The 21,121-nt window shown below is 68.5% G+C and carries 24 protein-coding genes and 1 riboswitch; of the genes, 13 read left to right on the top strand and 11 right to left on the bottom strand.

What is annotated here, in order from left to right; translation table 11 throughout:
- Nucleotides 1-25: 25 nt before the first annotated feature.
- Both RCP37_RS03940 and RCP37_RS03945 read right to left on the bottom strand, forming a co-directional pair.
- The gene (locus RCP37_RS03940; RefSeq protein ID WP_308485702.1) at nucleotides 26-1,678 is read right to left on the bottom strand and encodes a DNA repair helicase XPB; all 1,653 of its coding nucleotides are present in this window, start codon (nucleotides 1,676-1,678) and stop codon (nucleotides 26-28) included.
- Between the two features lie 35 nt (nucleotides 1,679-1,713).
- On the bottom strand, nucleotides 1,714-4,035 hold the full coding sequence (locus RCP37_RS03945; protein ID WP_308485703.1) for a helicase-associated domain-containing protein: 2,322 nt from the start codon (nucleotides 4,033-4,035) through the stop codon (nucleotides 1,714-1,716).
- 62 nt (nucleotides 4,036-4,097) lie between these two features.
- Between RCP37_RS03945 and RCP37_RS03950 the strand changes: the two genes are divergently transcribed.
- The 4 genes from RCP37_RS03950 to RCP37_RS03965 are packed head-to-tail and all read left to right on the top strand — an operon-like array spanning nucleotide 4,098 to nucleotide 5,680.
- Nucleotides 4,098-4,286 (top strand): hypothetical protein, encoded by a 189-nt coding sequence (locus tag RCP37_RS03950; RefSeq protein ID WP_308485704.1) that lies wholly within the window; start codon nucleotides 4,098-4,100, stop codon nucleotides 4,284-4,286.
- 10 nt (nucleotides 4,287-4,296) lie between these two features.
- Nucleotides 4,297-4,770, top strand: coding sequence for a cyclic pyranopterin monophosphate synthase MoaC (moaC, locus tag RCP37_RS03955; protein ID WP_308485705.1), 474 nt, complete (start codon nucleotides 4,297-4,299; stop codon nucleotides 4,768-4,770).
- Nucleotides 4,767-5,246 (top strand): MogA/MoaB family molybdenum cofactor biosynthesis protein, encoded by a 480-nt coding sequence (locus RCP37_RS03960; protein WP_308485706.1) that lies wholly within the window; start codon nucleotides 4,767-4,769, stop codon nucleotides 5,244-5,246. Before moaC ends, RCP37_RS03960 begins: the two co-directional genes overlap by 4 nt.
- 14 nt (nucleotides 5,247-5,260) lie before the next feature.
- Nucleotides 5,261-5,680, top strand: a complete 420-nt coding sequence (locus RCP37_RS03965) for a molybdenum cofactor biosynthesis protein MoaE (RefSeq protein WP_308486929.1) — start codon at nucleotides 5,261-5,263, stop codon at nucleotides 5,678-5,680.
- 65 nt (nucleotides 5,681-5,745) lie between these two features.
- Here RCP37_RS03965 and RCP37_RS03970 read toward each other — a convergent pair whose 3' ends face one another.
- The 3 genes from RCP37_RS03970 to moaA all read right to left on the bottom strand — a co-directional run bounded on the left by RCP37_RS03970 (nucleotide 5,746) and on the right by moaA (nucleotide 8,528).
- Nucleotides 5,746-6,684: a transglycosylase family protein gene (locus tag RCP37_RS03970; protein WP_308485707.1), complete on the bottom strand. Its 939-nt coding sequence runs from the start codon at nucleotides 6,682-6,684 to the stop codon at nucleotides 5,746-5,748.
- Nucleotides 6,685-6,693: 9 nt separating this feature from the next.
- Nucleotides 6,694-6,869: riboswitch (cyclic di-AMP (ydaO/yuaA leader) on the bottom strand.
- Nucleotides 6,870-7,229: 360 nt separating this feature from the next.
- Complete coding sequence (locus RCP37_RS03975) at nucleotides 7,230-7,511, bottom strand: MoaD/ThiS family protein (protein WP_308485708.1); 282 nt, start codon at nucleotides 7,509-7,511, stop codon at nucleotides 7,230-7,232.
- Between the two features lie 3 nt (nucleotides 7,512-7,514).
- Entirely contained in the window at nucleotides 7,515-8,528 is a 1,014-nt protein-coding gene (gene moaA, locus RCP37_RS03980) for a GTP 3',8-cyclase MoaA (RefSeq protein ID WP_373693154.1), read from the bottom strand.
- A gap of 340 nt (nucleotides 8,529-8,868) precedes the next feature.
- Between moaA and RCP37_RS03985 the strand changes: the two genes are divergently transcribed.
- The 6 genes from RCP37_RS03985 (at nucleotide 8,869) to RCP37_RS04010 (ending at nucleotide 14,405) form a co-directional block, all read left to right on the top strand.
- Nucleotides 8,869-9,282 carry a cold-shock protein gene (locus RCP37_RS03985; RefSeq protein ID WP_083026809.1) on the top strand — a complete coding sequence of 138 codons (414 nt, stop codon included), beginning with the start codon at nucleotides 8,869-8,871 and terminating at the stop codon, nucleotides 9,280-9,282.
- Between the two features lie 142 nt (nucleotides 9,283-9,424).
- Entirely contained in the window at nucleotides 9,425-10,147 is a 723-nt protein-coding gene (locus RCP37_RS03990) for a FadR/GntR family transcriptional regulator (protein WP_308485709.1), read from the top strand.
- The gene (locus RCP37_RS03995; RefSeq protein WP_308485710.1) at nucleotides 10,144-10,794 is read left to right on the top strand and encodes a sterol desaturase family protein; all 651 of its coding nucleotides are present in this window, start codon (nucleotides 10,144-10,146) and stop codon (nucleotides 10,792-10,794) included. The genes RCP37_RS03990 and RCP37_RS03995 overlap by 4 nt, the downstream gene beginning before the upstream one ends.
- Nucleotides 10,795-10,889: 95 nt before the next feature.
- Complete coding sequence (locus RCP37_RS04000; RefSeq protein ID WP_308485711.1) at nucleotides 10,890-12,821, top strand: acyl-CoA dehydrogenase family protein; 1,932 nt, start codon at nucleotides 10,890-10,892, stop codon at nucleotides 12,819-12,821.
- Between the two features lie 173 nt (nucleotides 12,822-12,994).
- Nucleotides 12,995-13,330: a DUF898 family protein gene (locus RCP37_RS04005; RefSeq protein WP_308485712.1), complete on the top strand. Its 336-nt coding sequence runs from the start codon at nucleotides 12,995-12,997 to the stop codon at nucleotides 13,328-13,330.
- A 64-nt stretch (nucleotides 13,331-13,394) separates the two neighbouring features.
- On the top strand, nucleotides 13,395-14,405 hold the full coding sequence (locus RCP37_RS04010; protein ID WP_308485713.1) for a glutathione S-transferase family protein: 1,011 nt from the start codon (nucleotides 13,395-13,397) through the stop codon (nucleotides 14,403-14,405).
- Between the two features lie 50 nt (nucleotides 14,406-14,455).
- Here the strand turns inward: RCP37_RS04010 and RCP37_RS04015 are convergent, their stop codons facing one another.
- Nucleotides 14,456-14,965, bottom strand: coding sequence for a DUF2771 domain-containing protein (locus RCP37_RS04015; RefSeq protein WP_308485714.1), 510 nt, complete (start codon nucleotides 14,963-14,965; stop codon nucleotides 14,456-14,458).
- Nucleotides 14,966-14,972: 7 nt separating this feature from the next.
- Nucleotides 14,973-16,559 carry an MFS transporter gene (locus tag RCP37_RS04020; protein ID WP_308485715.1) on the bottom strand — a complete coding sequence of 529 codons (1,587 nt, stop codon included), beginning with the start codon at nucleotides 16,557-16,559 and terminating at the stop codon, nucleotides 14,973-14,975.
- 223 nt (nucleotides 16,560-16,782) lie between these two features.
- Between RCP37_RS04020 and RCP37_RS04025 the strand changes: the two genes are divergently transcribed.
- Nucleotides 16,783-17,805, top strand: a complete 1,023-nt coding sequence (locus RCP37_RS04025) for a DUF3027 domain-containing protein (protein ID WP_308485716.1) — start codon at nucleotides 16,783-16,785, stop codon at nucleotides 17,803-17,805.
- Here the strand turns inward: RCP37_RS04025 and RCP37_RS04030 are convergent.
- The 3 genes from RCP37_RS04030 to RCP37_RS04040 are packed head-to-tail and all read right to left on the bottom strand — an operon-like array spanning nucleotide 17,802 to nucleotide 19,196.
- Nucleotides 17,802-18,377, bottom strand: a complete 576-nt coding sequence (locus RCP37_RS04030; protein WP_308485717.1) for a hypothetical protein — start codon at nucleotides 18,375-18,377, stop codon at nucleotides 17,802-17,804. The genes RCP37_RS04025 and RCP37_RS04030 overlap by 4 nt on opposite strands.
- 58 nt (nucleotides 18,378-18,435) lie before the next feature.
- The gene (locus RCP37_RS04035; RefSeq protein ID WP_308485718.1) at nucleotides 18,436-18,894 is read right to left on the bottom strand and encodes an SRPBCC family protein; all 459 of its coding nucleotides are present in this window, start codon (nucleotides 18,892-18,894) and stop codon (nucleotides 18,436-18,438) included.
- A gap of 32 nt (nucleotides 18,895-18,926) precedes the next feature.
- The gene (locus RCP37_RS04040; RefSeq protein WP_308485719.1) at nucleotides 18,927-19,196 is read right to left on the bottom strand and encodes a DUF2530 domain-containing protein; all 270 of its coding nucleotides are present in this window, start codon (nucleotides 19,194-19,196) and stop codon (nucleotides 18,927-18,929) included.
- A 39-nt stretch (nucleotides 19,197-19,235) separates the two neighbouring features.
- Between RCP37_RS04040 and RCP37_RS04045 the strand changes: the two genes are divergently transcribed.
- Both RCP37_RS04045 and RCP37_RS04050 read left to right on the top strand, forming a co-directional pair.
- Nucleotides 19,236-20,069 (top strand): TrmH family RNA methyltransferase, encoded by an 834-nt coding sequence (locus RCP37_RS04045; protein ID WP_308485720.1) that lies wholly within the window; start codon nucleotides 19,236-19,238, stop codon nucleotides 20,067-20,069.
- Nucleotides 20,066-20,341, top strand: a complete 276-nt coding sequence (locus tag RCP37_RS04050; protein ID WP_308485721.1) for a DUF2537 domain-containing protein — start codon at nucleotides 20,066-20,068, stop codon at nucleotides 20,339-20,341. The genes RCP37_RS04045 and RCP37_RS04050 overlap by 4 nt, the downstream gene beginning before the upstream one ends.
- Here the strand turns inward: RCP37_RS04050 and sepH are convergent.
- On the bottom strand, nucleotides 20,332-21,108 hold the full coding sequence (sepH, locus tag RCP37_RS04055; RefSeq protein WP_308485722.1) for a septation protein SepH: 777 nt from the start codon (nucleotides 21,106-21,108) through the stop codon (nucleotides 20,332-20,334). The two genes, RCP37_RS04050 and sepH, sit on opposite strands and share 10 nt — an antisense overlap.
- Nucleotides 21,109-21,121: the final 13 nt, after the last annotated feature.

Consider the following 21,121-nt stretch of genomic DNA (forward strand, 5'->3'; position numbering starts at 1 on the left):
TACCGGTGCCGTGCCGGCCGGTTCCTCAGATCGCCGGACCGAGCAGGTCGTCGGCGTCGCGGATGATGTAGCCGTAGCCCTGCTCGGCCAGGAACCGCTGCCGGTGTGCCGCGTATTCGGCGTCCAGACTGTCGCGGGCAACCACCGAATAGAACACCGCGCCGCCGCCATCGGCCTTGGGACGCAACAGCCGGCCAAGCCGCTGAGCCTCCTCCTGGCGCGAACCGAAGGTGCCCGAGACCTGTACGGCCACCGATGCTTCGGGCAGGTCGATGGAGAAGTTGGCCACCTTGGAGACCACCAGGGTGGAGATCTCACCCCGACGGAAGGCGTCGAACAGCTTCTCGCGCTCGGCGGTACGCGTCGAGCCCTGGATCACCGGGGCGTCCAACTGCTCGCCCAGTTCTTCGAGCTGGTCCAGATAGGCGCCGATCACCAGAGTCTGCTCGCCGGCGTGCTGCTTGAGGATCGAGCGCACCACCGCGATCTTGGAGTGCACCGTCGAGCACAGCTTGTAGCGCTCCTCGGGTTCGGCGACGGCGTAGGTCATCCGCTCGCTCTCGGTCATGGTGACCCGCACCTCGATGCATTCGGCCGGGGCGATCCAGCCCTGCGCCTCGATGTCCTTCCACGGTGCGTCGTAACGCTTGGGCCCGATCAGCGAGAACACGTCGCCCTCGCGGCCGTCCTCGCGGATCAGCGTCGCGGTCAGTCCGAGGCGGCGGCGTGACTGCAGGTCCGCGGTCATCCGGAACACCGGCGCGGGCAGCAGGTGCACCTCGTCGTAGATGATCAGCCCCCAGTCGCGGCTGTCGAACAGCTCCAGGTGCCGATACTCGCCCTTGGTACGCCGGGTGATCACCTGATAGGTGGCGATGGTGACCGGTCGGATCTCCTTGCGCTCACCGGAATACTCGCCGATCTCGTCTTCGGTCAGCGACGTGCGTGCCACCAGTTCGCGTTTCCACTGCCGGCCCGCGACGGTGTTGGTGACGAGGATCAGCGTGGTGGCCTTGGCCTTGGCCATCGCCGCGGCACCGACCAGCGTCTTGCCGGCACCGCAGGGCAACACCACTACCCCCGAACCACCGGACCAGAACGAGTCCGCGGCCATCTCCTGATAGTCCCGAAGGTGCCAGCCGTCCTGGGCCAGGTCGATCGGATGAGCCTCGCCGTCGACGTACCCCGCCAGATCCTCTGCGGGCCACCCGATCTTGAGCAGCATCTGCTTGACTCGGCCGCGCTCACTGGGATGCACCACGACGGTGTCGTCATCGAGGCGGGCACCGAGCATCGGGGCGATCTTCTTGTTACGCAGCACCTCCTCGAGCACCGCGCGATCCAGGCTGACCAGCGTCAGGCCGTGCACCGGGCTCTTCACCAGCTGCAGGCGCCCGTAGCGGGCCATGGTGTCGACGATGTCGACCAGCAGCGGTTGCGGCACCGCGTACCGAGAATGGCTGACCAGGGCGTCGACCACCTGCTCGGCGTCGTGGCCGGCGGCTCGGGCGTTCCACAACGCCAGCGGGGTGATGCGGTAGGTGTGGATGTGCTCCGGGGCCCGCTCGAGCTCGGCGAACGGCGCGATAGCGGCGCGCGCCGAACCGGCCTGTTCGTGGTCGACCTCGAGCAGCACGGTCTTGTCGGATTGGACGATCAACGGCCCGTCAGCGCTCATGGGGCCCATTATCCGGGCTGCCCCGACATGCGTCGCTAGTGCGCTGCGTCGTCGTCGGGGGCCGACGACACCGAGGTGATGCGGTGGATCGCGAAATCCTTCATCTGCCCCGACGTCGAATCGAACGCCACCAGCCGCCCACCCAGCACCTGGGTGGGCGCCACTTCACGCTGGGTGGCCACCCCGGCGGCGTCGACGTAGCCGATCATCACCGTGGCCCGCTCCAGCGCCGCGCGCTTGAGCATGATCATCGCCGTCACCGGGTCCAGCCGGATGTTGTCGAACGGCGCCGACGTCACCGTGCGCAGGACCCGGACCAGCGCGGTCAGGCTGTCGTCACCAGGACCGGCGTGCTGCCGGTGCCCGCGGCGTTCCGCCGGGGTGTGCACCCGCATGCCGCGTGGCCGGATGTCGACGATCGTTCCGGTGGCATCCTCGGCGGCCGGGGCGAAACCGGCATCGCGCAGCGTCGCCAGCACATCGGCAAGCGGCGCCTGCGCCACCGCCACCGTCGGGGCCAGCATCCGCAGCCCCAGCGCCTCGGCGGCCGGAACGGCGACCGCCTGGGCCAGCAACGCGGGGTCCTCGCAGCGCACGAAGGAGGCCGCCAACCCGATCCGCAGCTGCCCGTGCCGGCGCGCGACGTCGTCGATCAGATAGCTGAGCCCCTGCGGCACCGGGGTCTTGGAGTGCTTCTCGAAGAACGCCCGCAGGCCGGCACCGGTACGGCCCACGTCCAAGGCGGACCGGATGGTCTGTTCGGACACCCGGTAAACCATTGCGGCGCCGGCCGATTCCACGGTCGCGACGACGGCCAACTCCTCGGCGAGGTCACGTTTCAGCGGCCCCGGCACCACCACGGTCAGGTCGGCCTGCACCAAGAAATGGTCGATCGGTTCGGGCAACGCCTTGGCCATCGCGGCCACCGCGGCGGCAACATCGGCATCGGAGGCAGCGCCGTCGGCGCCGGCGGCCAGCAGGAATCGTCCGGGGGTGCTGAGCGCGCCGCGGCCCAGCACGCCCAGGGCATGCGCCTCGTCGAGCAGTTCGCCCACCGGGCCGGGCTGGAGCCGGTTGGCCCAGCGCGGCCGGCGCCAGATCAGCGCCTGCGACGCGGTCACCGTGTCGACCCCGGCGCCCACGGGCAGCTCGGCGAGCATGCCCAGCAACAGCCGGCGATCCAGCGGGGCGGCGGTGGAGAACAGCGGGGTGGACAGCGCCGCCCGGGGTTTGCCGTCGGCGCCGCGGCTGCCGATCAGACCCGGCCGGGCTGGGAGATCCAGCCAGGTGGCTGCCAGCAGATGCCAGCGCTCCGCGGTGGACTGCTCGGCAAACCGGTCGGCGAGCACCGTCGGCGCCCAGTAGGGGCCGTCGGCATCGGGCCAGTCCCGTTGATCGACGCTCGCCGGGTCGGGAAAGTCGGCCGCGATCAGCCGCGCGGTTGCGGCGACCTCCAGCAACAGGCCGAGCCGGATTTCGTCGACTCCGGTGGCTTTGGTCAGTCGCTTGACCTCGCGCACACCCAGGCCGCCGCTGCGCAGCTCGGGCACCGGCGTTTCACCCAGATTGGCGAGGATCACGTCGAGTTCGCGCAACACGTCGATCACCGCACCAGCGGCCGCCGCGTCGACATCGGCCGCGGTGGTCTGCGACACCACCGGGTCGGGCTCGTGCAACGCGACCGGGCCGGGCTGCTCGCCCCGCAGTACCTGACCGACGAGCCGCGGCAGGATCACTGTCTCGTCGTCGACGCGACGCAGCAGTCCGGCTGCCAGCAGCCGCGGCACCGGACGCTCCGAGGGCGCGTCGGGGGCGGCATCGCGGGTGCGCCCGATCGGGGAGCCGGTCAGCAGCTTGTCCAGCAGGTCACGCTGCGGAGCGTCCAGATCGGCGATGGCTTCGACGATGTCGGCATCACCGTGCGCCGGATCTTCTCGGGTCACCTGACCCGGATGCCAGGGCAGACCGGCGCCCGCCTCGGCGGCGATGCGCAGCACGCCGTCCGGTTCGGTCGAACCCCAACACAAGCCCCGCTCGATCAGATCGGTCAGTGCTGCGCTCACCGCGTCGGCGGGGGCGCGCTCCCCGAGCAGGTCCAGTAGGTCGGCGACCGGCACACCGCTGCCGTCGGCATGCAATTCCAGCAGCGCATCAAGGACGGCGAGCCGCAGGAAATCCAGCTCGTCGGTGGCGGCCCGAACCGACTGGCGGGCCTGGGCTCGCGCGGCCAAAGCGGCGATACTGCCCGGCGGGGGTTGGGCGAGGTCGGGCCGTAGCTTCAGAAGCCGGATCAGATCCTCGTCGGGCAGGTCGGCCAGCCACGACCCCAGTGGGACACCCCGGGCGCGTTCGGTCATCGACGACCAGCGTAAGGCCCAACCGGTGAACGTCGTCGATCGCGACCTGTCAGAATGGTCCCGTGGCTGGAAACCAGGACAACAAGAACCGGTACGTCGACAACGGTTGGCCGAAGACCGACGGCGAACCCGCTGTCAGCGAGCTGCGCACCGATCGGACTGGCGCACTGTCGCCGTTCGGGGACCTCGTGTTCCCGCTGCCGTCCGACGAGCTGCCCTACGTGCATCCGGTCACCGTCGTCAACCGGTAGCGGTGACGCCATGACCGGGCCGCTCTCACACCTCGACGACCGGGGTGCGGCCCACATGGTCGACGTCAGCGCGAAGGCGACCACCAAGCGTGTCGCGGTCGCCGGCGGTGTGCTGCGCACCACCGCCGAAGTGATCCAGCTGATCTCGGCCGGCGGACTGCCCAAGGGCGACGCGCTGGCCACCGCACGGGTGGCCGGCATCATGGCCGCGAAACGCACCAGCGATCTGGTCCCGCTCTGCCACCAACTGGCTCTGACCGGAGTCGACGTGGACTTCACCATCGGCGAATCCCAGATCGACATCACAGCCTCCGTACGCACCACCGACCGCACTGGGGTCGAGATGGAAGCGCTGACCGCGGTCAGCGTGGCGGCTCTGACCCTCTACGACATGATCAAGGCCGTGGACCGCGCCGCCGTCATCGACGACATCCGGGTGCTGAGCAAGGACGGCGGCCGTACCGGGTCCTGGGAGCGCTCGTGAGCGCTCGGACCGCCCGAATCATCATCGCGTCCACCCGAGCGTCGTCTGGGGTGTACACCGACCGCACCGGCCCGATCATCGCCGACTGGCTGGCGCAGCGCGGCTTCGCCGAGGCGCAGCCGGAGGTCGTGGCTGACGGTGAGCCGGTCGGTGCCGCCCTGCGCGGCGCGGTGGCCGACGGGGTGGACGTGATCATCACCTCCGGGGGAACCGGCATTTCTCCGACCGACGACACCCCGGCGCAGACGCTCACCGTGCTCGATTACGAGATCCCCGGCCTGGCCGATGCCATCCGCCGGTCCGGGCTGCCGAAGGTGCCGACCTCGGTGCTGTCTCGTGGCGTGTGCGGGGTGGCCGGCCGCAGCCTGGTTGTCAACCTGCCCGGTTCGTCCGGTGGGGTGCGCGACGGGCTGGGCGTGCTTGCCGACGTCTTGGATCACGCCTTGGACCAGCTCGCCGGTGGAGACCACCGGTGACGGCCCCCGGCCCGCTGATCCTGCGGGCCGCCATCACCGAGCAGCCCATCGTGCTGTCCGAGCACGAGGAGCTGGTGGGCCATCGCGCCGCCGGAGCGATCGTGGGATTCGTCGGCATGATCCGCGACCACGACCACGGGCAACAGGTGCGGCGGCTGGAGTACTCCGCGCACCCGTCGGCGCAGCAGGTGATGGCCGAAGTGCTGGCCGAGGTGGCCGAGCAGGCCGTCGGGGTCCGCGCGTTGGCCGCCAGCCACCGGATCGGTGTGCTGCACATCGGTGACGCCGCTCTGGTGGCCGCCGTGGCGGCCGATCACCGCCGGGAGGCCTTCGAGGCCTGCGCGCTGCTCGTCGACACCATCAAGGAGCGGCTGCCGGTGTGGAAGCACCAGTTCTTCGCCGACGACACCGAGGAGTGGGTCGGCTCGGCCTGATGGCCGCGTGGACACAAAAAACGGGGGCCGGTGATCCGGCCCCCGTTTTTCGTAGGAGTTTGTTACTACATAACCCGGCTGGGCTGCAGCGCGAACGCGTCCAGCGCGTCGTTGCCGCTGATGTTTTCCGATCGAACGGCCTGCCACAGCTGCTGGTGGAAGCCGACCGAGACCGCTTCCTGGCGGTTGCCGTCCTGAGCGGGAGCCGGAGGGACCTCGTCGCCGGGCGCCGGGGCCTCGGGTGCCGGAGCCTCCGGGTTCCACCAAGGCGCGGGCGCCTCGGGGGCCGGTGGCGGGACATCCTCGGCGATCGGGGCCGGGGCCTCGGGTGCCGGAGCCTCGGGGGCCGGGGCTTCCGGAGCGGGTGCCTCGGGAGCCGGCGGCAGGTCCTCGGCGATCGGGGCCGGAGCCTCGGGTGCCGGGGCCTCGGGGGCCGGAGCCTCGGGGAACCAGCCGGCGGGAGCCGCCGGTGCGGCGCCTTCGGCGGGAGCCGGAGCCTCGGGGGCCGGAGCCCACCACGGTGCGGGCTCGGGAGCGGGCGGGGGAGCCATCGGGTTGTCCATGGCGACGGTCTCGCCATTGACGTCCGGGTTGTCGATCGGGGCGTCGGCCGGCGGCGCTGCCGGAACCTCGCGCTGCGATGCGCCGGACAGCCCGCGGCCGCAGACCGGCCAGGCGCCACGGCCTTGCGTTGCCAGCACGTGCTCAGCGACCGCGATCTGCTGTTCGCGGCTGGCCAGGTGTGCCGACGGGGCGTACTTGCCACCACCGTGCGAGCTCCAGGTGCTCGGCGAGAACTGCAGCCCGCCCTGGTAGCCGTTACCGGTGTTGATGCCCCAGTTGTTGCCGGATTCGCACCGGGCTACGTGGTCCCATTCGTCATCGGTAGCCGCGGCTGCGGTCCCGGCGAGGGCCAGGCTGCCGCCACCGAGCACAGCTCCGGTGAAGGCGATTTTGGCGATGTTGACGTTCGATTGGGTGGGCTTGCGATGCCGTCCACTCATACGGTGGTGAATTCCTCTCTGTCTACGCCTGCGAGGTCAGCGTCGGGTTCGGACAGGGGGGACTGCCCGGCCTTGATGCAACAGTGCGTCGTCGGCTTCACCCCGAGAGGCCGGTTAAGGCCTCAGGGCCGCTCTCGGCGGACCCGGTGGGTCCCCCGCCTCCATCCATCAGGTATTTGTGGTTTTCCTCGCCCGTTGGATGGAGCTCGGCGCTACGGGTGAAGAAAGGTGGATCGACCGGAAGATTTTCGATACACCCGGAGATGTACCGTAACCGCTCTTACCCGCTGAGTCACCCAGGACGCTCCCGGGTGTTTTCATCGCCGGTTCTTCTCAAACCACCAGGAACGGCCTGTGTTTGTGCAGGTCAAAGGCCACTCCATCAAGCTGTTGCCAGCTCGTAATCAATTCGTTATGTGACGTAGATCATGCTCAATCGCCGGGTTTGATGCCGGCGGTCCAGCTTCGTCTCTCCTTCGTCGAGGCTCGCTAACCGCCGGGTTTGATTCGGCGGTCCAGCTTCGTCTCTCCTTCGTCGAGGCTCGCTAACCGCCGGCGAATGGCGGCAGGATGTCGACCGTTTCGCCGGGCTGCAATGCCGCCTCGTGGTCGCGCACCGCGACCCCGTCGCGCAAGTAGGAGCACCGGCTCAGCACCGCCGCCAGTCGCTCATTGCGGGCGCCGAGGGCCTGCGCCAAGGCGGCCACTCCGCCCCCGGCAGGCACACTGACGTTCTCGGAATCGGCTCCGGCCGCGGCCCGTGCTGCAGCGAAGTAGCGGACCGTCACCGCGACGCCGGTATCGGTGGCGTCGGTCTGATGGGTCATGGATCAGCCGCCGATCGCGCTCATCGGGCGGTCCGGCTGGATGAAATCCGGATCGTTGATGCCATGGCCGGCCTTCTTGGTCCACATCGCGGCCCGCCACGCCTGCTCGATGGCGTCGTCGTCGGAACCGTCTCGCAGTAAGGCGCGCAGGTCGTACTCCTCGGCGGCGAACAGGCAGTTGCGAATCTGGCCGTCGGCGGTGAGCCGCGTCCGGTCGCAGTCTCCGCAGAACGGCCGCGATACCGATGCGATGATCCCGAACGTGCCCGCCGGTGTCTCCGGGCCCTCGTCGACCAGCCAGAGTTCGGCCGGCGCGGAACCGCGCGGTTTCGGATCGGGCCGCAGGGTGAACTGGGCCTGCACCGTCTCCAGCAGTTGCTCGACGCTGAGCCCGGCGTCACGGTTCCAGTTGTGGTCGGCGTCCAACGGCATCATTTCGATCACCCGCAGGTGATAGCCGTGCAATAGGCAGAAGCGCAGCAGGTGGATGATGTCGTCGCCGGTGATCTTGGGATCGAGCACGGCATTGACCTTGATCGGCCGCATCCCGGCCTGCGCGGCCGCGTCCAGGCCGGCGAGGACGTCGGGCAGGCGGTCACGCCGGGTGATCTCGGCGAAGTGGGCGCGGTCGACGGTGTCCAGCGACACGTTGATGCGGTCCAGCCCGGCCGCCACCAGGGCGCCGGCCCGGCGCGCCAGGCCCAGGCCGTTGGTGGTCAACGCGATCTCGGGCCGCGGGCGCAGGGCCGCGGCGCCGGCCACCACGCCTTCGAGATGGCGGGCCAGCAGCGGCTCGCCCCCGGTGAACCGGATGTCGGTGATGCCAAGTCGGTCGACGCCGATGCGCATCAGCCGAATCAGCTCATCGTCGCTCAGCAGGTGTTGGCTGGGAATCCAGTCCAGTCCCTCGGCCGGCATGCAATAGGTACAGCGCAGGTTGCAGCGGTCGGTCAGGGATATCCGCAGATCGGTGTGCACTCGCCCGAAGGTGTCCACCAGCGGCCCGGTGGTCGGCATCTGCGTGCCGACGGCACGTTCCACGGCTTCGTGGAAGGCGGCCTTCCGGGCCGCGTCCTGGTGGTCTGCGCCGGCAGCATCCGCATGCGGTGGCGGAGTGCCCAGACCCGCTTGCCTCAACGTCATATCCGTATCCGATTCGGTCGGCCGGGGAGCGACCGCATCGACTTCGGTGTCCGGTCCTGGTCTCCTCCAGCGGCTGCACCAGCCTACCGAGGAAACCTGGGTGTTTTGCGGGTCTGTGTCCTAGTAAGATCGGCTACTGACGCGTCCTGCGCAGGCGGGACGCTTCATTTATGTCCCCACGTACGTGACCAAGCAAGACAAGCAGGTGAGACCAGTGCCGACCGGCAAGGTGAAGTGGTACGACGCCGCGAAGGGCTTCGGCTTCCTGTCCCAGGAAGAAGGCGAGGACGTCTACGTCCGCGCCGCGGCCCTGCCGGACGGCGTAGAGGGTCTCAAGGCAGGCCAGAAGGTCGAATTCGGCGTCGCCGCCGGACGTCGCGGGCCGCAGGCGCTGACGGTGAAGCTGATCGACCCCCCGCCGAGCCTGTCGCGGACACGCCGTGAGGCGGCGCCGGCTGTCGAGCACCGGCACACCCCCGACGAGCTGCACGGCATGGTCGAGGACATGATCACCCTGCTGGAAGGCACCGTGCAGCCGGAACTGCGCAAGGGCAAATACCCCGACCGCAAGACCGCTCGGCAGATCTCCGAGGTGGTCAAGGCCGTGGCCCGCGAGCTCGACGCCTGAGCCCAGGCCGGTACTGGCGGTCCCACCGCGGGTGGCGATCGTCGCTGACTGACTACTGAAAAGACAGCAGCGGCGGAGCGTCGCCCAGCCAACTGGTCTGACCACCGGACCTCCGGCCATTTTTCGTGTTAGGGTTGCGGTCATGACCCTGCAGCGGATCAATCGGCAGTCGATACCCGACGAAATCTTCGCCCAACTCGCCGGCCAGGTGCTCTGCGGTGACCGAACGCCCGGCGACACCCTGCCGAGTGAGCGAACTTTGTCCGAGGCGCTCGGCGTATCGCGTGCCGCGGTCCGGGAGGCGCTGGGCCGCCTCGACCGGGCGCGCCTCATCCAGGTCCGCCAGGGCGGGTCCACAGTGGTCCGCGACTTCCGCGCCGAGGCCGGGTTCGACGTGTTGCCGTTGCTGCTTGTGCACGGCGGCGACGTCGACCGCGCCACCTTGGCGAGCCTGGTCGAGGCCCGCGCCATCATCGGTCCGCAGGTGGCCGCACTGGCGGCGGCCCGCGCCACCGACGACGCTCGTGCTCGGCTGCGTGCCATGGTGGACGAGTTGGAAGCCGAATCGGAACCCGTGCAACGGATGTGGCGTGCTCTGGGGTTCTGGGAACTCATCGTGGACAGCGCCGAGTCCATCGCGTTTCGGCTGCTGTTCAACACGTTGAATCAGGCATACGTGCCCGCACTCGACGCGCTCGTCAACGTGATGGCTGCCGAGGTCAACGACATCGAGCACTACCGCGCGCTTGCCGGCGCCATCGCCGCCGGGGACGCCGAAGCTGCGCGGCTGGCCGCTGCGGCGATGCTGGAGTTGGGCAGCGCCGCATTCGCTGCGCTCGCCAACCAGTTGGAGGGTCGGCAATGACCCGCAAGCAGCTGACATTGGGTGCGGCCTTCGCCGAATTCATTCGGCACCCCAGCCCCTGGATGCTCCTCACGTGGGCGGTAGCGCTGTGGACGGCACGCCTGGCTGTGGGCGGCTGGTCGATCGGTGACGCGATCATTGCCGTTGCGCTCCTTGCTTTTTCGCCCGTGGGCGAGTGGTTGATCCACACCGGAATCCTGCATTGGCGCCCGCGCACCCTGGCGGGCATCACGATCGACTCGCGCCTGGCTCGTGACCACCGTCTGCATCACCGCGATCCACGCGACATCCCGCTGATCTTCATTCCGTGGCCCAGCCTGATTGTGATCATCGCGCTGACGCCCCTGGTGTTGCTCGCCTTCGGCGACACCGGAAAAGGGCTGACGTTCGTCCTCACCGTCGCGACGTTCCTGGTGTTCTACGAATGGATTCACTACCTCGTCCACACCGACTACAAGCCCCGCCATGCGATCTACCGCGCAGTGTGGCGCAACCACCGATACCACCACTTCAAGAACGAGAACTACTGGTTCACCGTGACCAGCTCCGGGACCGCCGATCGACTGCTGGGCACCTACCCGGATCCGCGCACGGTGGAATCGTCGCCGACCGTGCGAAACCTGCACGCAGCGTCGACAACCGGTTGACCAGCCACGCGGAGAAGGCGTTTGGTTTGACACCAACTGGTTAATCCTGCCGACAGCAGCGGTCTCCGGCGGTGGCTGGTTCAGGAGGTGTCGACATGACGCAACAGATGCAGGTCAGCGAGGAGCAAGCGCGAGCCGTCGCTGAAGAGTCTCGTGAGAGCGGCTGGGACAAGCCATCTTTCGCCAAGGGGCTGTTCCTCGGGAAGTTTCCCTTGCCGCTCATCCACCCGTTTCCGCGGCCGTCCGATCATGACGGCGCGCGCACCGAGGAGTTTCTGGCCAGGCTGCGGGAGCTTCTCGACACCATGGACGGCGCGGTTATCGAGCGTGACGCACAGATCCCCGACGAATACGTCAAAGGACTGGCCGGGCTGGGCTGCTTCGGGCTGAAGATCCCCGCCGAGTACGGCGGCCTGGGCATGTCGCAGGTCGCCTATAACCGGGCCCTGATGATGGTGTCGAGCGTGCATCCCAGCCTCGGGGCGCTGTTGAGCGCTCATCAGTCGATCGGGGTGCCCGAACCACTCAAACTGGCCGGCACCGACGAACAGAAGGAGACGTTCCTGCCGCGTTGCGCGGCCGGGGCGATTTCGGCATTCCTGTTGACCGAACCGGATGTGGGCTCAGATCCTGCTCGACTGGCCTCGACCGCGAGACCGATCGAGGACGGTGCGGCCTACGAGCTGGACGGGGTCAAACTGTGGACCACCAACGGCGTGGTAGCCGAACTGCTGGTGGTCATGGCGCGGGTGCCCGCCGGTGACGGTCACCGAGGAGGCATCAGTGCCTTCGTGGTGGAAGCCGACACTCCCGGGATCACCGTCGAACGCCGAAACCAGTTCATGGGGCTGCGCGGCATCGAGAATGGCGTGACCCGGCTGCACAAGGTTCGGGTGCCCGCGCAGAACCTGGTGGGACGCGAGGGCGACGGTCTGAAGATCGCGCTGACCACGCTCAATGCCGGCCGCCTGGCCATTCCGGCGATGGCCACCGGAGCCGCGAAATGGTCTCTGAAGATCGCTCGGGAGTGGTCCCGCGAGCGGGTCCAGTGGGGCAGGCCGGTCGGCGAGCACGAGGCCGTGGCCAAGAAGATCGCGTTCATCGCCGCAACCAGCTACGCGCTGGAAGCGGTGCTGGAGTTGTCCGGTCAGATGGCCGACGAGGGCCGCAACGACATCCGGATCGAGGCGGCGCTGGCCAAACTGTGGTCCAGCGAGATGGCGTGTGTCATCGCCGATGAGCTGCTGCAGATTCGTGGCGGCCGCGGTTATGAGACCGCCGAGTCGCTGGCGGCGCGCGGCGAGCGCGCGGTGCCGGTGGAGCAACTGATTCGGGATCTGCGGATCAACCGGATCTTCGAAGGGTCCAGCGAGATCATGCGGCTGTTGATCGCCCGCGAGGCCGTCGACGCCCACCTGAGTGCCGCGGGGGAGCTCGCCAACCCCAAGGCCGGGCTGGGCCAGAAAGCCAGATCCGCCGCCGGGGCCAGCCGCTTCTACGCAAAGTGGTTGCCGCAACTGGTATTCGGCGAAGGCCAAAGCCCCATGGCGTATCGCGAGTTTGGCGAGCTGGCCACGCACCTGCGTTTTGTCGAACGCCATTCACGCAAGCTGGCCCGCAACACCTTCTACGGCATGGCCCGGTGGCAGGCCGGCATGGAGAAACGGCAGGGGTTCTTAGGGCGGGTCGTCGACATCGGGGCGGAGCTGTTCGCGATGGCCGCGGTGTGCGTGCGCGCTGAGTCGCAGCGGGTGGCCGACCGGACCGAAGGCCAGCAGGCCTATCAGCTGGCCGACGCATTCTGCGAGCAGTCCCGGCTGCGGGTCGAGGCGTTGCTTGCCGCGTTGTGGACCAACACCGACCGCGCCGACGCCCGATTGGCCGACGCAGTGCTGCAGGACCGCTACCTCTGGCTGGAGGACGGCATCCTTGATCCGTCCGAGGTCACGGGGCCATGGATCGCGCACTGGGAACCCGGCGCCTCCACCGAGTCGAACTTGGCACGCCGGTTCCTTCCCGCCCCGTAGATCAGCTCCGTCATCGGGTCCTGGGCGCTATGCTGCGGCACCACGACTTGATCCGTTCGGAACGGAGGGAGCGTATGTCCACGCCCTACCTGCCAGAACCTCATCCGCCAGGCCCCATTCCTGCCGGCCCGCCGAATTTCGGCCCCGCTCCGCAACCGACCGCGCCTCCCGTCGTGCCGAAACGCGCCCAGACCCACCAGTTTGCTTTCGACGGCGGCGCTGGCACCTACCTGGGTACTGCGGTCCTGGCCTTCTTGATCACGGTGCTCACTCTGGGGATCTGTTACCCGTTCGGCCTCGTGCTGCGGGAACGGTGGCGTGCGAAGCACTCCTACATCGAGGGCCGGCAGCTCGTTTTCACCGGAAGCGCGTGGGGACTGTTCGGCATGTGGTGGAAGTGGCTGATCTTGATCATTGTCACGGCGGGGATCTACGGGTTCTGGGTCGGACCGCGCCTGGCTCGCTGGAAATGGGAGAACACCTCCTGGGCGCAGCACAGTCCGGTGTGAACTCGCCCGGCTGGCCGGCACTTCGGGCCGTCTGCAACGCTCGAATCGTGGCACTCTGGTAGGCATGGCCAGCTACCTCGCCGGCGGCGATTTCAAGCGCGACACCAACTACATCTCCACCCGGATCACCGCCGACGGCCGTGATGGGTATCCCGTCGAACCGGGCCGGTACCGGCTGGTGGTCGCGCGGGCCTGCCCGTGGGCCAATCGCACCATCATCGTGCGGCGGCTACTCGGCCTGGAAAAGGTTATCTCCATAGGGTTTTGCGGTCCCACCCACGATCAGCGCAGCTGGACCTTCGATCTGGACCCCGGCGGCGTCGACCCGGTGCTGCAGATCCCGCGGCTGCAAGACGCGTACTTCAAACGCATTCCCGACTACCCCAAGGGGATCACCGTTCCGGCGATGGTCGACGTGCCCACCGGTGCGGTCGTGACCAACGACTTCGCCCAGATGACCCTGGACTTTTCCACCGAGTGGACGGCCTACCACCGGGACGGGGCACCGCAGCTGTACCCCGAAGCGCTGCGCCAAGAGATCGACGAGGTGGCCCGGCGGATTTACACCGAGATCAACAACGGGGTCTACCGGTGCGGTTTCGCCGGTACCCAAGAGGCCTACGACGCCGCCTACGACCGGCTGTTCACCGCGCTGGACTGGGTCAGCGTCCGTCTTGCCGACCAGCGATATCTGGTGGGGGACACCATCACCGAGGCCGACGTGCGACTGTTCACGACGCTGGCCCGGTTCGACCCGGTCTATCACGGACATTTCAAATGCAATCGGCAGAAGCTGTCCGAGATGCCGGTGCTGTGGGCCTATGCCCGGGATCTATTCCAGACACCCGGGTTCGGTGACACCACCGACTTCGTGCAGATCAAACAGCACTACTACATCGTGCACGCCGACATCAATCCGTCGCAGATCGTCCCCGACGGGCCGGATCTGGCGAATTGGCTGTCACCGCATGGACGAGAAGCGCTGGGCGGCAGGCCGTTCGGGGACGGAACGCCGCCGGGGCCGGTGCCGGACGGCGAGCAGGTGCCGGCCGGCCACGGCGTGCCCAACGTGTAATGAGCGCGAGATTCGTGGCGATTTCTCGTACTCATTACACGTTCGGCGAATCAGCGACGGTCGCTCCGGCCCCAGCGCGTGCCCACCGCCCATTCGGCGTGCGATGCCGTGAACAGCTCGCCGGTTCTGGCGTCCACGATCAGGGTGGGCAGCTGCACCACCAGCCCGCGCAGCAGACCGCGCTGCGGATCCACGGTGGGGACGGTGACTGCCAGGGTGCTGCCCGCCGGATATGTCTCTTGAGTGGTGTCGGCCGGGTTGTCGTAGAGCCGCCATAGCTGCCACGGCGCTCGGCCGATGGTCTCGTCCACCGACAGCTGCACCGGATGACGCGAATCGACCGCCAACGTGCCTTGCGCTTCGGTCAGCAGGCACTCGTCGAGGTTGAGCACGTTGCAGTACATGTACGGCCCGGTGCGGGTCAGATGCCCGTTGGAGTACGCACTGATCTGCGGCGGCAGCGGCTCCTCGGCCCGGGTGAACCACCAAGTGCCGAATCCGGCGAGCGCGGCGGTCACCACCGTCAGCGCTGCCACCAGCACGGCCGTCGAGCGTTTCACTCCTACATCACCCCTGTCTTGCCGGATCGCGGCGGGCGCCGTCCTGCTCGATCAGCACCGGCCGGTTGCCCCCCAGGCCGGGAATCAACGAGTCGCCGTGGAACGACAGGATGGTCTGGGCCAGACCCGGGATCAGCAGAGCGGTGATCGCGGTGAAGCCCACCCACAAGTCGGTATATACCAGCACGCCCAGTGCACCGCCCAACACCCAGGCCAGTTGCAGGGTGGACTCGGTGCGGCCGAATGCCGATGCCCGCGACTCTTCGGGCAGGTCGTCCTGCAGTGCCGCGTCCAGTGAGGCCTTCGAGATCGCACTGGCTCCCGACGTCACCAGTGCGGCGATCGCCGCCATCACCAGGGTCCCGGCCACCGCTGCCGCCAGCGCGACAGCGGTCACCGCCATAGTGCAGCGCACCACCAGCACCGCGGGGCGTCCCAGTTGCAGTCGAGCGCTGGTGAAGTTCCCGGCGAAATTGCCCAGGCCGGCGGCCGCTCCGATCAGCCCGAGAATGCCCAGCTGTACCCAGCCGCCGGCGTTGTGCTGCTTGGCCACGAACGCCGGATACAAGAACAAGAACCCGACCATGGCCTTGATGGTGCAGTTGCCCCACAGTGCGGCGATGATGTTGCGTCCCAGCGGTTGCCGCAGGGGTTGGCTCAGCGCCCCGCCGGCCCGCCGGACCTGTTCGGGCCAGCTTCGGGGCCGTTCGTCGAAGCGGTAGCTCAAGGTGGTCGGGATCTCGCCGGCGGTCACTTCCACCCATCGTGGGATCCGCATCGACAGGACTGCCCCGGCCACCGAGACCGCCACGAGCACCAACAACGCGCCCGGCAGCTGCAACAGCCCGGTGAAGATGTACTCGGCCGCCGCGGCGACACCACCGCCGACGATCGTGCCGCCGAGCAGACCGAACATCGTCAGCCGGGAATTGACCCGCACCAGATCGATCGACGGCGGCATGACCCGTGGCGTCACCGCGCTGCGCAAGACCGTGAACGATTTCGACAGCGCCATCATCGCCAACGCGCACGGGTAGAGCACCCAGGAGCCGAAGGTGCCCGCGACACCGTCGTAGTTGGCGATCAGCACCAGGGCCAGCAGGGTCCGCAGTGAGAACGACATGGCCAACGCCGCACGCCGGCCATGCTGGACGCGGTCCAGGGCGGGACCGATCAGCGGCGCGACCACCGCGAACGGCGCGATTGTCACCAGCAGATACAGCGCCACCCGGCCCTTGCTTTCGCCCGCGGCCGCCGCGAAGAACAAGGTGTTGGCCAGCGCGACGGCCATCGCCGCGTCCACCGCGAAGTTCGCCACCACCGGCCAGGTCAGTGCGGTCAGTCCGGATTTGTCGGCGCCGTCGGCGGTGGCGGCGCGTTGCACCAGCCCATACATCCGCGAGCCCATTTCGCGACTTCGTGCCGCGGCAGCTCGGGTGACCGTGACGCGGTCGCTGGCGCCCGAGCCACTCGGAGCCTCGGGGCGACGAGGCGTGCCGGTGTGTTCGCGCAGCGGCGGCAGGTACCGGTTGTCGCTGGGCATGGGCTTGCGCTGCCGCTGGTCACCGGTGTTGTTGCTGGGGTAGTTGGCCATGCCGGGATGCTGTCCGGCCGAGCCGTTGCGTGCACCTCGGCCGGAGCCTGGTGACGGACGGCTGCGCCGGCCCGGTTCGGGGAGATCACGACGCCGTGCAGACACATCCGCGATTCTTCCCTATGTCTGCCGCACGACCGCGGAGGCCGTGATCGTGCCTGCATGTGGCTGATGGAGCCGCGCTGCGGCAGTATAGGGACGTCATTGAACGGAAGGGACCCGCGTGACCGGACCCAGCGCAGAATCAGCCACTGCGACCATCGCCGTGCCCACGGTGCTGGCCGAGGCCGTCGAGCACGCCCGCTCGGCTGTCGCCGAGTTCAGCGGCGCCGACACTGTCGGCGAGCACCTGGGGGTCGACTACGAAGACCCGACCGCCGCGACCCACCGATTCGGTGCGGTGTTGCCCGGTTATCAGGGTTGGCAGTGGGCTGTCGTCGTGGCGGCGATCCCGGGCGCCACGGAGCCCACGGTCAGCGAGGTTGTGCTGGTGCCCGGCCCCACGGCCTTGCTGGCTCCGGAGTGGGTGCCGTGGGACCAGCGGGTGCGTCCCGGCGACTTGGGGCCGGGGGATCTGCTGGCGCCGCCCGCCGACGACCCGCGGCTGGTGCCCGGTTACACCTCGAGCGGCGACCCGCAGCTCGACGAGGTGGCCGGCGAGATCGGCCTGGGCCGCCGCTGGCTGATGAGTCCGGTGGGTCGCGCCGACGCGGCGCAGCGCTGGCACGACGGCGAGCACGGCCCGGATTCGGCGATGGCACGGTCCACCAAACGGGTCTGCCGCGACTGCGGCTTCTATTTGCCGCTCGCCGGTGAGCTGGGCACGGTGTTCGGCGTCTGCGGTAACGAAATGTCCGCCGATGGACACGTGGTCGACAACCGGTACGGCTGCGGTGCGCACAGTGACACTCCGGCGCCCCCGGGCACCGGTTCGCCGGCATACGAGCCCTACGACGACGGCGTGCTGGAGGTCCTGGAGAACACCGATGTCACGGCGGTTCCGGCCGCCGAACCGGCTGCCGAGGCGACCGAGGCGACCGAGGCGGCCGAAGCCGAGACCGAAGCGGTTGAGGCCGTCGTCGAAGCAGTGACCGTGGCTCCCGCCGAGACAGCAGCGGCGCCGGAACCGGCCGAAACCGGAACCGACGCCGAGGCTGACGCAGCGGGGACTGTCATCGAAGCGACTGCCGACATCCCCGACGCCCCAGGGGAATCCGAGGAGCCGGGCGAGCCGGAGACTTCCTAACCGAAGTTGAACAGGTACTCGCCCGGGAGCACAAAGAGCATGTTGAAGGCGGTGTTGACCACCGCTCCGGGCAGACCGACCACGTAGTTGACGATGTCCAGCGGGATGGTGGCCGCCTGACTGAAGGCCATCCCGAAGTCGAGGTTGATCAGGCTGGTGAACAAGTTCTCGAAGTCGTTGAACAACGTGAACGGCAGGCTGATGAAGCGGTTGAACAGTCCTACCGCGGCCGCCACTTCCGCGTTGAACAGGCCGACGATGTCGAACGCGTCGGCAGCACCGGGAACGTCCAACGCGTTGGCCGCGCCAGGCAGGACTTCGGACAGGTCGAAAGTGCCTGGGACGGTGAGCTCGTCAGCAATGCTGGACATGTCGAAAGGCGCGAGTCCGGCAAGGGTGTCGAAGCTGTCGACGACCGCGTTGGCGGCCAGCGTCACCTCGGCTGACACCGCGGCCACGGCGCGCGTGCTGATTTCGGGTGCCGCGACCACCGGGGTCAGGCCGGCGGCCACCAGGGCCGTTGCTGCGATGGCGATGCTCGGCAGTCGCACTGCGGATTTCACGGTTTCCATGGATTCCTCCCAGTATCCTGTCCGTTTCGTGGGACGTTACTCCGCCGCCACAGGGGCGTCAGGCGTTCTCTGCGGCGGCCTTGATCTTGCTCAGTGAAGCGTTCATACCCTCGACCAGCTCGCGTTCGAAGGTGGGCGTCCCGCCCATGAACTTGCCCACCAAAAACGCGGAGACCGCGGTGGTGTTGCCGTTTTCGACGTGCCGGCTCTCGACGACCCGAGTGCCGGTGGCGGTCGGCTCGAGTTCGTAGGTCCACACACTGTGGTTCTCGGTGACGCGGAAGGCCAGCTTGCGCTCCGGGATGTACTCGGTGATGACGGAGCTGGTGGGCCAGTACATCCGTCCACGCCGGTTGAAGTTGATCGTGCGGGTTCCCTGGCGCACCGCACCGAGCGGCTTCATCCACCGGCACTGCGGGCTCCACTCGGGCATCCGCCGGAAGTCGGAGATCAGTGCCCAGACCTTGGCCACCGGTGCATCGATGTCGACCTGTGCCGTCAACAGTGGGGCTGCCATGACGTTCCTCCTCGAATTGTCGGTTCGTAACTCTATTCGTGTTCCAGCCCGGTTTGGGCTCCGCGCGCGCCGCGTCGTGCCGCCCCGCGTTGCACCAGAAAAATTGTGGTGCCCACCATCCCGACGCCGAGTCCCGCCACGCTCACCGGCCGCCACCCTTCCAGGGCAGGCACCGTGAACGCGGCGATGGTCGCGCAGCAGAAACCGGCGACGCCGGCGCCGATCACCGGCCAGATCCGCAGCAGCGCGGTCGGCAGCGGTGGCGGCTCAAGGGAGGGCTCCGGGGAGTGCTGAGGGGTCATCGCCGTTGACGTTAGCGCCTCGCCGGTAAAGTTCCCGCAGTGGCCAGGGTCGTTGATGTTGTCGATATCGATGACCCCAGCGATTCCCGGCTGGATGACTTCCGCGATCTGAACAGCATCGATCGCCGCCCGGACTTGCCCACCGGCAAGGGGCTGGTGATCGCCGAAGGGGTGCTGGTGGCGCAGCGGATGCTGGCATCGCGGTTCACCCCGCGGGCGCTGCTGGGCACCGAGCGGCGGCTGACGGAGTTGACGCCCGACCTGACCGCACCCGACGCCCCGGACGTCCCGTATTACCGGGTGTCCGCCGAGGTGATGGCCGAGGTGGTGGGCTTTCACCTCAACCGCGGCGTGCTGGCCGCCGCTTCGCGGGTGCCCGAGCCGTCGGTGGCTGATCTGGTCGCCGGAGCCCGGACGATCGCGGTGCTCGAGGGCGTCAACGACCACGAGAATCTGGGTTCGATCTTTCGCAACGGTGCCGGGTTGGGTGTGGACGCGGTGGTTTTCGGCAGCGGCTGCGCCGACCCGCTCTACCGGCGCTCGGTGCGGGTCTCGATGGGGCACGCCCTGCTGGTGCCGTTCGCCCGTTCGACGGACTGGCCCGGTGATCTGACGATGCTGCGCGAGCAGGGTTTCCGGCTGCTGGCGATGACTCCGGACCCACGGGCCGAGCTGTTGTCGAGCGCGATGACGAAGGTGCGCGACGAGCCGGTGGCGGTGCTGGTCGGTGCGGAGGGGCCGGGCTTGTCGGAGCGGGCGATGCGCGCCAGCGACATGCGGGTCCGCATCCCGATGTCGCGGGGAACCGACTCGCTCAACGTCGCCACCGCAGCCGCGTTGGCGTTCTATGAACGCATTAGGCTGCCGGAATGACGCCCACCCCCAGTACGCCGTGGGGGACGGGTCTGACTGTGTCGGGGTTCGTCGCGGCGGTGACCGGCACCGCGATCACGGTGTTGAGCCTGGGCCTGCTGCGCGTCCACCCGGCACTGGCGGTGGTGCTCAATCTGATTGCGGTGGGCGGGCTGGCGCCCACGGTGTGGGGCTGGCGACGCACTCCCGTGCTGCGATGGTTGGCGTTGGGCGCCGGAATCGGCGTGGCGGGTGCGTGGCTGGTGCTGCTGGCGCTGGCTGCTCAGCGCTGACCGGTCGAGCGCACCCCGAGCAGGACGTCTTCCCACCCCGGAACTTCGGGCTTGCTGCGGCGGGCGCGGGTCCCCGCACGCTGCTGCACCGGCTCCTCTTCGACCACCGCGGGGGCGACCGGAGCCTCGAAGTCCAACTCGGCCACCGCGGCAACCGGCCGCAGCGGACGACCGAAGCCGGGGTCGATCAATTCCTTGGCCGCGTCGTCGACGGCGGTCACCGTCCCGCCGTGTGCGCCCGGAGTGAACCAGAAGTGCGCGACGTTGTCCGAACGGCCGGCCTTCCAGGCCAGCTGCACCGTCCAGCGCCCGTCATCGTTGCGCCATGCGTCCCAGCTGCTGCTGTCGGAGCTCAAACCCCGTGACACCAGCGCGGAGGTGACAACCTCCAGCAGGGTCGGTACCGCCGGGCCGTCGGAGAGCACCGGGTGGGCAGCGGTTGCGAGCTCCGCGGCCCGGGAGCGCTCCAGCAGCACCGGGTGGGCGAAGCGCTCGACCCGGGCGACGTCTACACCGGCCGCGGCAGCCACCTGCTCGACCGACGCGCCGGCGCGGATGCGCGCCTGGATGTCTTTGGGGCGCAGCATGCTGCTGCCCGCATCGGCCGGATTCTGTCCGACGCGATGGCCCTCGCCGCGGACAGCGCCGCGCAACCGGTCGTCGATACGCACCCGGAACATCTCGGTGTGGTCTTCGCCGTCTCCGGCGCTTTCGCAGATGATGTGCTTGCCGTCGACGTCGAGGCCGATGGCCCTCAGTTCCCGCATGACTTCTCCTTGC

It is taken from the genome of Mycolicibacter sp. MU0102 (assembly GCF_963378105.1).
Lineage (GTDB): Bacteria > Actinomycetota > Actinomycetes > Mycobacteriales > Mycobacteriaceae > Mycobacterium > Mycobacterium holstebronense.

Coding starts and splice junctions, on each gene's coding strand:
- RCP37_RS03940 (WP_308485702.1), bottom strand. CDS start 1,678: ATGAGCGCTGACGGGCCGTTGATCGTCCAATCCGACAAGACCGTGCTG.
- RCP37_RS03945 (WP_308485703.1), bottom strand. CDS start 4,035: ATGACCGAACGCGCCCGGGGTGTCCCACTGGGGTCGTGGCTGGCCGAC.
- moaC (WP_308485705.1), top strand. CDS start 4,297: ATGACCGGGCCGCTCTCACACCTCGACGACCGGGGTGCGGCCCACATG.
- RCP37_RS03970 (WP_308485707.1), bottom strand. CDS start 6,684: ATGAGTGGACGGCATCGCAAGCCCACCCAATCGAACGTCAACATCGCC.
- RCP37_RS03975 (WP_308485708.1), bottom strand. CDS start 7,511: ATGACCCATCAGACCGACGCCACCGATACCGGCGTCGCGGTGACGGTC.
- moaA (WP_373693154.1), bottom strand. CDS start 8,528: ATGCCGACCACCGGGCCGCTGGTGGACACCTTCGGGCGAGTGCACACC.
- RCP37_RS03990 (WP_308485709.1), top strand. CDS start 9,425: ATGACCCTGCAGCGGATCAATCGGCAGTCGATACCCGACGAAATCTTC.
- RCP37_RS03995 (WP_308485710.1), top strand. CDS start 10,144: ATGACCCGCAAGCAGCTGACATTGGGTGCGGCCTTCGCCGAATTCATT.
- RCP37_RS04000 (WP_308485711.1), top strand. CDS start 10,890: ATGACGCAACAGATGCAGGTCAGCGAGGAGCAAGCGCGAGCCGTCGCT.
- RCP37_RS04010 (WP_308485713.1), top strand. CDS start 13,395: ATGGCCAGCTACCTCGCCGGCGGCGATTTCAAGCGCGACACCAACTAC.
- RCP37_RS04020 (WP_308485715.1), bottom strand. CDS start 16,559: ATGGCCAACTACCCCAGCAACAACACCGGTGACCAGCGGCAGCGCAAG.
- RCP37_RS04030 (WP_308485717.1), bottom strand. CDS start 18,377: ATGGAAACCGTGAAATCCGCAGTGCGACTGCCGAGCATCGCCATCGCA.
- RCP37_RS04035 (WP_308485718.1), bottom strand. CDS start 18,894: ATGGCAGCCCCACTGTTGACGGCACAGGTCGACATCGATGCACCGGTG.
- RCP37_RS04040 (WP_308485719.1), bottom strand. CDS start 19,196: ATGACCCCTCAGCACTCCCCGGAGCCCTCCCTTGAGCCGCCACCGCTG.
- RCP37_RS04050 (WP_308485721.1), top strand. CDS start 20,066: ATGACGCCCACCCCCAGTACGCCGTGGGGGACGGGTCTGACTGTGTCG.
- sepH (WP_308485722.1), bottom strand. CDS start 21,108: ATGCGGGAACTGAGGGCCATCGGCCTCGACGTCGACGGCAAGCACATC.